At 61.1% G+C, this 10475-nt stretch carries 7 protein-coding genes; 3 read left to right on the top strand and 4 right to left on the bottom strand.

Annotated elements, in window-relative coordinates; all coding sequences use genetic code 11:
* Positions 1 to 138: 138 nt before the first annotated feature.
* A complete protein-coding gene (locus DWV43_RS09505; protein ID WP_055252293.1) occupies positions 139 to 1320 on the top strand; it encodes a pyridoxal phosphate-dependent aminotransferase in 1182 nt (393 codons plus the stop codon).
* A 136-nt stretch (positions 1321 to 1456) separates the two neighbouring features.
* Entirely contained in the window at positions 1457 to 2347 is an 891-nt protein-coding gene (locus DWV43_RS09500) for an ROK family protein (protein WP_055252294.1), read from the top strand.
* 114 nt (positions 2348 to 2461) lie between these two features.
* Here DWV43_RS09500 and DWV43_RS09495 read toward each other — a convergent pair whose 3' ends face one another.
* From DWV43_RS09495 to argS, 4 genes are all read right to left on the bottom strand, one after another.
* On the bottom strand, positions 2462 to 2911 hold the full coding sequence (locus DWV43_RS09495; protein WP_117800435.1) for a VanZ family protein: 450 nt from the start codon (positions 2909 to 2911) through the stop codon (positions 2462 to 2464).
* Between the two features lie 7 nt (positions 2912 to 2918).
* The gene (locus tag DWV43_RS09490; protein ID WP_117818357.1) at positions 2919 to 4319 is read right to left on the bottom strand and encodes a hypothetical protein; all 1401 of its coding nucleotides are present in this window, start codon (positions 4317 to 4319) and stop codon (positions 2919 to 2921) included.
* A 313-nt stretch (positions 4320 to 4632) separates the two neighbouring features.
* Complete coding sequence (rho, locus tag DWV43_RS09485; RefSeq protein WP_233539258.1) at positions 4633 to 7182, bottom strand: transcription termination factor Rho; 2550 nt, start codon at positions 7180 to 7182, stop codon at positions 4633 to 4635.
* A gap of 529 nt (positions 7183 to 7711) precedes the next feature.
* The gene (gene argS / locus DWV43_RS09480; RefSeq protein WP_117818355.1) at positions 7712 to 9565 is read right to left on the bottom strand and encodes an arginine--tRNA ligase; all 1854 of its coding nucleotides are present in this window, start codon (positions 9563 to 9565) and stop codon (positions 7712 to 7714) included.
* Positions 9566 to 9907: 342 nt separating this feature from the next.
* On the opposite strand from argS, the gene DWV43_RS09475 reads away from it, so the two are divergent.
* Entirely contained in the window at positions 9908 to 10393 is a 486-nt protein-coding gene (locus DWV43_RS09475) for a CarD family transcriptional regulator (protein WP_006235480.1), read from the top strand.
* The last annotated feature ends 82 nt before the right edge of the window (positions 10394 to 10475 follow it).

Raw genomic sequence — 10475 nt, 5'->3', positions numbered from 1 at the left:
GCGGAAACGCGGGGCCCGTTCAGGCTGTTGCGTTGAGATTGAAAATCAACCAAAGAGTTTTTCGAGACCATTTCGAGCAATTCCCACCGGTTTCATAGGAGTAAACTTGCCCCACTGCAAATGCTCGAAAGGACAAGCATGAAAGAACTCTCCAACCGTACGGCAACGTTTACCGATTCGGTCATCCGCCGCATGACGCGCATCTCCAATAAGTATGGCGCCGTCAACCTGTCGCAGGGCTTCCCCGACTTCGATCCCCCGGCGCAGCTGCTCAACAGCCTGAGCGCCATCGCCAGCGACCCCAAGCCGCTCTATCACCAGTACTCCATCACCTGGGGCTCCCAGGCCATGCGTGAGGCGCTTGCCGCCAAGCAGGAGCACTTTATGGGCATGCCGATCAACCCCAACGAGAACATCGTGGTCACCTGCGGCTCCACCGAGGCCATGATGGCCGCCATGATGACGGTCACAAACCCCGGCGACAAGGTCGTCATCTTCTCGCCATTCTACGAGAACTACGGCGCCGACACGATCCTCTCGGGTGCCGAGCCCATCTACGTGCCGCTTAACCCACCTGCGTTCGACTTTGACCGCGAGACACTCGAGGCGGCCTTCCGCGACAACGATCCCAAGGCCATCGTCCTGTGCAACCCTTCCAACCCCTGCGGCAAGGTCTTTACGCGCGAGGAGCTCACCTTAATCGCCGACCTCTGCAAAAAGTACGACGCCTACTGCATTACCGACGAGGTATACGAGCACATCGTCTACGCGCCCCACGAGCACGTCTATATGGCCACGCTGCCCGGCATGTTCGATCGAACCATCAGCTGCAGCTCGCTGTCCAAGACCTACTCCATCACCGGCTGGCGTCTGGGCTACACCATCGCCCCGGCCCAGATCACCGAGCGCATTAAAAAGGTCCACGACTTCCTCACCGTGGGTGCTGCCGCTCCCCTGCAGGAAGCTGTCGTCACCGCCCTCAAATTCGACGACAGCTATTACCAGGAGGTCCTCGACCTCTACACCGCCAAGCGCGACCTATTCTGTCAGGGGCTCGATAGCATCGGTCTTGAGCACAACGTGCCGCAGGGCGCCTACTATGTGATGATGGATATCTCGGAGTTTGGCTATGACAGCGACCTCGACTTCTGTGAGGATTTGGCCTCCAAGGTGGGCGTGGGCGCCGTTCCGGGCTCGAGCTTCTTCCGCGAGCCCGTCAACCATCTGATTCGTTTCCACTTTGCCAAGCGAGACGAGACGCTCAACGCTGCGCTTGAGAACCTCAAGTCGCTACGTGATAAAATCAACCCGCGCGGGTAAGGACGGTCAGTAACTAAAGGCACTAAAGAAACCTCGTGAACCCGTTGGGCCATGAGGTTTCTTTTTATAGCGACCTCATTTATTTTTTAGAGCGCTATACTTTAGTCACGGAGCAACTCGTCCAGAGAGGAATACTATGGCAGAGCAGCAGCTTATCGGAGCGCTCGAGGCCGGCGGCACCAAGATGGTCTGCGCCACGGGCTATGCAGACGGCACGGTCCTGGAACGCGAGCAGATTGCGACCACGACCCCGCAGGAGACCGTTGAGGCCGTCAACGCATGGTTTGCCGACAAGGACATCGCCGCGCTGGGCATCGGCGCCTTTGGCCCCACCGCAGTCAACCCTGCCTCGTCCCAATACGGCAAGATCCTGGAGACGCCCAAAACGGCATGGCGCTACTTTGACCTGCTGGGCACCATCCAAAACGAGCTCAATATTCCCTGCGGCTACGACACCGACGTCAACGTCGCCTGCCTGGGCGAGGTCACCTTTGGTTGCGCCCAGGGCCTCACTGACGTGGTGTATCTGACCATCGGTACCGGCGTGGGCGCCGGCGTGCTCTCGGGCGGTAAGCTCGTGCACGGCATGATGCATCCCGAGGCCGGTCACATCCTGGTCACGCGCGACCCGCGCGACACCATCGGCGAGCACAGCGGCTGCCCCTTCCACGACAACTGCCTCGAGGGCCTCATCGCCGGTCCCGGCGTCAAAAAGCGCTGGGGTGGCAAGAGCGCCGGAGAGATGGCCGATGACCCGGAGGCCATGGACCTGCTCGCCGGCTATCTGGCGCAGGCGCTCATGACCTACATCCTGTGCTACGCACCGCAAAAGATCGTCATCGGTGGCGGCGTGGCCGACCACACCCCCATCGTGCCGCTCGCGCGCAAGAAGTGCGCCGAGATGCTCAACGGCTACATCGTCACGCCCGAGATGGCCGACATTGATAGCTATATCGTCAACAACAGCCTCGAGGGCAAACAGGGCATTATGGGCTGCCTGGCCCTGGGCGCTCAGGCGCTTCAGTAGCAGACGCACCCACAGGGCGTGGCGCGCCCGGCAAATCCGACCTACGGAACGACGCCACCACGCCTCATATAAGCCCTCAAATAAAAAAGGCCGCCTAGGACCAAACAATACGTCCTAGGCGGCTTTTTTGGCGCGCATCAGCGGCCGTAAGAGATATCGGAGCACAACGCCCGTTGCCGCACCACAGCAGTCGATCATCACATCGGTGATCATGCCGGCGCGTCCCGGCACAAAGAGCTGAATCGTCTCGTCGATCGAGGGAATCAGCAGCAGGAACACCGCCGTGGGCAGCAGCACGTCAAAGGTGCGCCGGCCCTCAAAATCAAAGGCGTGCGTTGCCAAGATACCGAGCACCATATACTCGGTAAAATGCGCGCACTTGCGAACAACAAAATTGGTCACCCATGCATATGGAAGTCCCACGCCGTGCAGGAAACCGCGGATAGCTTCCATGACCGTTAGGCTCAGCGAGCCCGACCCCGAGCCGGGAACCAGCGAATTGCCCCAGATCAAGAGCGCCATCAGGCAGGTCACGACCGCCCATTTTCGATTGATCTTAACCATGCAGAAGTTATGCCTCCGCGCGGAGCGGCGCGAAGCTGGCGGTACCGCCCTCGATAACGCTCAGATAGGCACGGCCCGTACGCTTGGCGGTAGAGGACTGCAGGCGCTCGATCTCTTCCTCGAGGATCTGATTGACGCGCTCGTGACGACGATTTTCCATAATGCCGGCGGCAATAGCCTCGGCTCGCTCGATGCTCTCACGCGAGATGCGGGCAGTATCCTCGGGGAACACAGCGCTGTGACGGCCAACATAGGCGGGGGCAGCAGGCTGAGGGGCAGTGACGGGAGCGGGGGCTGCAACAGGAGCAGGCTCGTCAATCTCATCCAGAATCGCGGTGGCGGCGGCCCACATGTCCTCGTGGCCTGAGTAATCGGCCATAGGGACATCAACCTCGAGCGAAGCGTCCGGAAGGTCGCCGGTGTCGATGCGATCTTGGGCATCAATCGATGCGGTGATGGCTGCAGGCTCATCGAGGTCATCGAGATCGATGTCCGCGACACCGGAGATGATAGGCATGCTGGCGATGCTTGCGTTGTACGGCGCAGCCTCAGCCGCCTGCTGCTGGGCAGGAGCGCCCCAAAGCGAGCTTTCGGCGGCGCGGCGGGCGGCAACGGCCTCCTCGTCCGCGGTCATGGCTTCATCAACGTACGAATTATCGGCAGAAGCGTTCGCGTCCGCCGAGGTAGCGCTGTAGGCGTTATTGGCTGCCGCGTTGGCGACGAGTGCCACGAAAGCCGCCGTGCTGCCCGCAGGGGCGGCCTGGGAGCCAGACACGGCGCGTGCCGCGGCGGCGATGTCGTCGCGATTGAAGGAACCGGACTGCCCGCCGTTGGTGAGCTCGTCGATGGCGACTTGATAGACGTCGCGCGAGTGTGCAGGGTCGCAGCTCACCGGCGAATCGTCGTCGAGCATACTGTCGATCATAGACCAAGCCTCGTCCTCGTCCATAGCATCTGCGGCTCGAGCGATGGTAGGGACACCATCATCGGCATGACGGCGCTGGAACGCACCAGTCAGGCCGGAAAGGAATGCCGAGGTAGACTGCTCCGACTGAGCCTGAGAAGCAGAAGTCGCAGCGTAAGGAGTCGCATCCTGCTGCTGAGCTGGAATCGAGGCGGTCTTGAACTCGCTTTGATGCTGATTGAGATTGGCGGCACCGCCCATGGCATCGGGCTGGAACAGACGCTCTTCACGCTGCGCACGATACTCGGAGATACCCAGCGAGGCGGCATAGATGCCCACGCCCGCCACCGCGCCCACGGCGAAGGGAACCGCACCCGCCACGACCGTCTCGTTCACCGACGAAAACGGCAGCGTCGCGGCATACATAACCACGGGAGCGGCAAGGCCGATCCCGCACGAAAGTCCGGCAAGGACTGCTCGTTGTGTTGCATCAGAAGAAGCCATGAGCTCTCCCCATCTTCCAGCACCCAAATCGCATCATTCAGTTGGCTGCGCGAGAGAAGATGAAGCGGGGCTATGCCCCAAAGCAACGGTATATGGTTCGTTTCATCTGCGTTTTCCGTCGCGAAGCTTAAAAGCTATTATGCGAAACCGCCCTGTCGATTGCAAGCGACGATGTCGGATTGAAACGGGAAACCTGCTGCTCGTCGGTCTTACGGTCAAAAATAAGCGCGGAGCGGCGCTATGGAAAAGGGCCGAGGCTCAAAGCCCCGACCCTTTATCGCATTGATGACTATCGCTGCGCGTGGATGACAACCTAGAACGTCTGCTCGTAGTCGCTGTGTTTTTTGGCCGAACGCACCAGGAACTCCTGGTTGGTGTTGGTGCCCTTAAGACCCTTGATAAACGATGCGGCCGCGCGCTCGGTGTTGTTCATGCCGGCAAGAATGCGACGCAGACCAAAGACAAACGGGCGCATCTGCTCGTCGACCAACAGGTCCTCGTTACGCGTACCGGAGGCAACGGGGTCGATAGCCGGGAAGATGCGGCGGTCGGCCAGGTCGCGGTCGAGCTTAAGCTCCATGTTGCCGGTGCCCTTGAACTCCTCGAAAATGACCTCGTCCATCTTGGAACCGGTGTCGATGAGGGCAGAGGCCAGGATGGTGAGCGAGCCGCCGTTCTCGATATTGCGGGCTGCACCCAGGAAGCGCTTGGGCGGATACAGTGCCGCCGAATCGACGCCGCCCGAAAGGATGCGGCCTGAGGCGGGCGCCGCCAAGTTGTAGGCGCGGGCGAGGCGCGTGATGGAGTCGAGCACCACCACGACGTCGCCACCCAGCTCTACGATGCGCTTGGCGCGCTCGATGACGAGCTCTGCCACGCGAGTGTGGTTGTCGGCAGGCATATCGAAGGTCGACGCCACAACCTCACCCTTGATGGAACGCTGCATATCGGTGACCTCTTCGGGGCGCTCGTCGACGAGCAGGCAGATGAGGTGCACCTCGGGGTTGTTAATCGAGATGGACTGGCAGATCTTCTTGAGGATCGTGGTCTTGCCGGCCTTGGGCGGGGACACGATCAGGCCGCGCTGGCCCTTGCCAATCGGCGACACGATGTCGATGGCGCGACCGGTGATGGAATCCTTGCCGTGCTCCATGCGCAGCGGCTCATTGGGATAGACCGGGGTAAGGTCGCCGAACTTGGGGCGGTTGCGAATCTGCTCGGGGTCCAGACCGTTGACGGTCGTGATTTTGGCGAGGCCGGCGCGCTTGTCGCCGCCGCGCGAAGGACGCAGCGAGCCCTCGATGACGTCGCCCGTGCGCAGGCGCGCGGAGCGGATGAGGTAGGCGGGCACGAAGGCGTCGTCGTTGGACTTCATGTAGCCATGGGCGTGGATGATGCCGGAGCTGTCCGGGCGAATCTGCAGAATGCCCTTGATGTCGCGGAAGCCCTCGGCCTTCGCGGCGGTGACGTAGATCTCCTCGACGAGCTCGGCTTTCTTCTTGCCGGTCGTCTCGATCTCGAACTCCTTGGCCTTCTCGCGAAGTTCGGCGACCTTCATGGCAGCGAGCTCCTCGCGCGAAAGCGTGGGCTCGGTGGGAGCGGCATTACGCTCCTTGTTGCGTTGCTTGCGATCGCGCTGGCGGTTGCGACGGTCGTTGTTGCGCTCGTCCTTGCGCTCGTTGCGCTCCTCGTTGCGCTTGTGCTGGCGACGGTTGGGGCGAGCGCCGTCTTCGCCCTCGGCGGGGGCGGCACCATCGGTTGCGGTGGTGTCAACATTGGCCGCAGCGGCGTCATTGGCCTCGGCGCCGGAATCGACCTGCGCTTCGACATCAGCATGCTGCTCGGCGGCCTTGGCCTTAACGGACTTCTTGCGACCGCGCTTGGGCTTCTCGGATGCAGGCTGTTCGACGTCCTGGGGCTCGACGGCATCAGTCGATGCATCGGCGGTCGTCTCGGCGGAATCCTCGGACGCACCCTTCTTGGCAGCCTTAGCCTTGGACGTGCGCTTAGCAGCAGTGCGACGGCTGCGACCGGGACGGACGTCGGCGGGCTCGGCATCGGCAGAAACGGCCTCGGAAGTCGTAGCATCCTGGACGGGTTCATCGGCAGCAGTTGAGGACTTGGCGGTCGCCGCAGCATCCCGAGCGGCGGCGGCTGCGGCTGCGGCCTTCTCGGCCTCGACAAAGGCCTTGGGCTTGCGACCGCGACGGTGCGGGCGCAAAGCCGGATCGACAACGGGAACTTCGCTGGCCTCGACAGGCGCAGCGGGCTCAACAGGCGATGTGCCCTCCCCTGCCGCGGAACGGACCGAAGCCTCAGTGAGCTCGGGGGTTACCTGTTCAGCAACTTGCTCGGCCTTAGCAGCCGTGCGGCGGCGTGTGCGCGGTGCCGGCTTCTCGGTCGGCAGGTCGGCGGCAGGGGTCTCGATGGCGGCAGGCGTCTCGGGCACAGACGGAGCTGCAAGCTCGGTCAGAGCCGCGGCCTCGCGCTCGGCAGCACGACGGCGGGCGCGCACCACCTGAGCCTCGCTAATCTGCGCCAACGCACGTGCCTGCGCGACCTCATCGGAAATCGGCGCCGAGGAGTCAGCTGCAACGGTGCGCTTGGCGCGCGTCGTGCGCGTGGTACGGCGCTTGGGCTTGGTGACCTCCTCGCCGTCAGCGGCAGGCTTGGCCGTGCGGCGCGCGAGCTTGGGCTTTGCCGGAGCAGCCTCCTCACCAGTTGCAGGCGCAGGCGTCGAAGCAGCCTTAGGCGTCTCGGGAGCCGAGGCTTGCGCGGGCGCCGCGACCTGGTCCGACGCAACCGGTGCAGCGGGAGCGGCTTGCGTCGTCGTTATTTCGTTTTCTTGCTGTTGATCAGACACAGTGTTTGCTCAACTTTCTTTTCAAGCCCTGTGATCACATGCTCCCTGCATAAACCTTCAGGGCGGCTAAACAGTCTAGTTCCGTTCAAAACGACGGACATCATTGATCTGTATCGAGATGATTGCGTCAACTACGCAGCGTTAGTGTAACACAACCGCCGCCACCTGCAACTTAGTCATTGGGGGCGTTCTTAAACGACTAGTCAAAAGGGACACTCTTTGGTCTACCACCCACAAATCAGACTGCCTCCGCCAAAACTATGGCGGTTTACTACGACGAATCGATCAACCGCGACCACTCCGAAACATGTTGAACTAAAACCGCAGGTAGATGCCTTGCGCTTTTTTGCGAAAAGCCGGCGTGGTTGGAAATTCCCAATTCATCGTAGTAAACCGGCATAGTTTCGTATTTCCAGCAGTTCCAAATTCGTCAATACGTCGGCATTTGCGAAAAAAGCCCGACCTCCGTGGGAGATCGGGCTTATAGGGCTCAGTTAAACCAAACCTACACGGTCAAATGACCCGCAGGTTACATCTGCTCGGGCGCGGAAACGCCAACGAGGGTGAGCACCAGGGCGAGCGTCACGCGGACGGCATCGCAAGCGGCCAGACGGGCACGCGAAAGCTCGGGGTCGACGGGACGGCCCTCGCTCGGCAGCACCTGGCAGGCAGCGTAGAAGCTGTGGAAGTCACCGGCGAGTTCCTCGGCAAAGTGGGTCAGACGGAACGGGGCGCGATCGCGAGCACAGCTGGCGATCAGGTCGGTGAGCTCGTTGAGCTTGCGCGAAAGGGCGAGCTCGGTCGGGTCGGTCAGCAGCGAGTAATCGACGTTCTCACCGATGGCCTTGGCGGCAACGGCCTTCATGCCCATCTCGTCGGCCTGCTCGGCGGTAACGTCGGCGGCACGGCGCAGGATGGAGCACACGCGGGCGTGAGCATACTGCACGTAATAGACCGGGTTGGAGTTGTCGCGCTTCTTAACGGCCTCGATGTCGAAGTCGACCATCTGGTTGGAGCTCTTGGAGATGAGCGTGTAGCGAGCGGCATCGGAGCCAACCTCGTCGACGAGCTCCTGAAGGGTCACCATGGTGCCCTTGCGCTTGGACATACGGACGGGCTTGCCGTTACGCAGCAGGTTGACGAGCTGGCCCAGTAGAACCTCGAACTTGCCGGGGTAACCCAGAGCGTCGCAGACGCAGCGGACGCGCTCGATGTAACCGTGGTGGTCGGCGCCCCAGATGTCGATGACGTGGTCGACGCGCTGGAACTTATCCCAGTGATAGGCGACGTCGGAGGCGAAGTAGGTGTACTCGCCGTCGGACTTGATCAGGACGCGGTCCTTGTCGTCGCCCAGATCGGTGGAGCGGAACCACAGGGCGCCGTCCTTGGTGTAGAGGTAGCCCATCTTGTCGAGCTTCTCAAAAGCGCGGTCGACGGCGGAGGTGCCGGCGGTCTCGCCCTCGGTGTCCTTCACATACAGCGAGCGCTCGGAGTACCAACGGTCAAAGTCGCAGTTGACGGCGTGGCAGAGGTCGCGCATGTTGTCGACCATCTTCACGTAGCCGCGCTCACGGAAGCTCTCCATACGCTCCTGCGGATCGGCGTCGACCCACTTGTCGCCGTCGGTGCGCCAGAACTCGGCGGCCTCGTCGATGATGTAGTCGCCGCCGTAAGAGTCCTTGCCCAAGGTCTCGGCAAAGTTGTCCTGATACGGATGGGTCTCGGGGTGCTCGTCGTTCTCGTCGGCAACAAAGGCGTCACGGTCGGCGATCAGCAGCTTGTGAGCCTCGTCGATATCAACGCCCTGCTTGGCGATGATGTCGGCAAGCTGCATATAGCGCGTGCTGATGGAGTTGCCGAAGGTGTTCATCTGAGAGCCGTGGTCATTGATGTAGAACTCACGCTGGATCTCATAGCCGGCGTGGTCCATAACGCGGCAGAGCGAATCGCCCAGCGCGGCCCAGCGGCCGTGGCCGATGTGCATGGGGCCGACGGGGTTGGCGGAAACGAACTCGACCTGGGTCTTCAGGCCACCACCGACGTTGGACTTAGCGAAGTCCATGCCCTTCTCGCGAGCCTCGCCAAAGATGGCATTCTTGACGGCAACGGAGAGGTAGAAGTTGATGAAGCCGGGGCCTGCGATCTCGACCTTCTCGATCGCGGGGTCCTCGGGCATATGGGCAACGATGACCTCGGCGATCTTGCGCGGGGCGCAGTGGGCCAGCTTGGCGGACTTCAGGGCCATGGTAGAGGTCCACTCGCCATGAGAAGTGTCAGCCGGTCGCTCGATAGCGCAATCGTCAAGTTCAAATGCGGAAAGGTCGCCGGCCTCCTGGGCCGCAGCAAGCGCAGCGCGTACCAGCTCTTCAATCTTCTCGGGCATAGATCCTCCTTGTGTTAAAGCCCCCGAGCTCTTGGTCACTCGTAGGGCAAAAGCCAGAGTTTGTAGCACTCTATCACAAGCGAGGGGCACTGTCGCAGGGTAAAGCCAATCGAAATTGCATATGCACAAAATTGACTACAGCTTGTATGGACTCACTCAAAGATGCCGGTCTGCCTGCAGATTATGCACGCGTTGAAAATGCATAAAGGTGTGAATGAGCTGTGTCTTTTATCGAATACTCTTACCTATCGGAGTTGTGTGCTTTTCCTGCATAAAGTAAGGGTTTCCGCACGTCAGCGTGGTATTCTAGACATACGCTAATTCGTATAAGTTGGAGGTAGCATGTTCTCAATCGGTCAACACGTCATTCATCCGGGTCAGGGAGTCTGCACCGTCGTCGGTTTTAGGGACGACACACCGCAGCCCATGCTGCTACTCGAGACCAAGCAGGGACATGCGCAGACGATCCTTATGTACCCCGTGGCGCAGGCCGACCGTTTGCACGCTGCCATCTCGCAGCAAGATGCCGAGCATCTGCTGAGCCACTATGACGAGCTGGAGTGCGACACCTTTACCGAGCGCAACAGCTCGCTTGAAGAGACGCACTTTAAGCAGCAGCTCAAGCTGGGCGCGCCCGAGACGGTCCGCGTGGCAAAGACCATGATGCACCGCATTCGCCAGGCCGAGGAAGCCGATAAAAAGCCCAGCTCTTACTATATGCGTGTACTCAAGGAAGCCAAGCGCCGCTCCATCGAGGAGTTCGCCGTGGCATTGGGCGTCACCGAGGAGGCCGCCGAAGCCCGCCTAGCCCAAGCCGCCCTCAACTAACCCATCCGAGCCAAAAACCACCACAAAGGGGACAGTGAACTGCCTCCCATTTCTTGGACATCGGGAAATGGGAGGTTTTCCA

This window comes from Collinsella sp. AF05-9, from assembly GCF_003465595.1.
Lineage (GTDB): Bacteria > Actinomycetota > Coriobacteriia > Coriobacteriales > Coriobacteriaceae > Collinsella.
Note: the sequence above shows the minus strand (reverse complement) of the source record. Positions and strands in the feature narration are given on the sequence as shown.

Bases quoted from the DNA above. Each gene is read 5' to 3' on its own strand.
- DWV43_RS09490 (WP_117818357.1), bottom strand. From the start codon at position 4,319: ATGGCTTCTTCTGATGCAACACAACGAGCAGTCCTTGCCGGACTTTCG.
- argS (WP_117818355.1), bottom strand. From the start codon at position 9,565: ATGCCCGAGAAGATTGAAGAGCTGGTACGCGCTGCGCTTGCTGCGGCC.
- DWV43_RS09475 (WP_006235480.1), top strand. From the start codon at position 9,908: ATGTTCTCAATCGGTCAACACGTCATTCATCCGGGTCAGGGAGTCTGC.
- DWV43_RS09495 (WP_117800435.1), bottom strand. From the start codon at position 2,911: ATGGTTAAGATCAATCGAAAATGGGCGGTCGTGACCTGCCTGATGGCG.
- DWV43_RS09500 (WP_055252294.1), top strand. From the start codon at position 1,457: ATGGCAGAGCAGCAGCTTATCGGAGCGCTCGAGGCCGGCGGCACCAAG.
- DWV43_RS09505 (WP_055252293.1), top strand. From the start codon at position 139: ATGAAAGAACTCTCCAACCGTACGGCAACGTTTACCGATTCGGTCATC.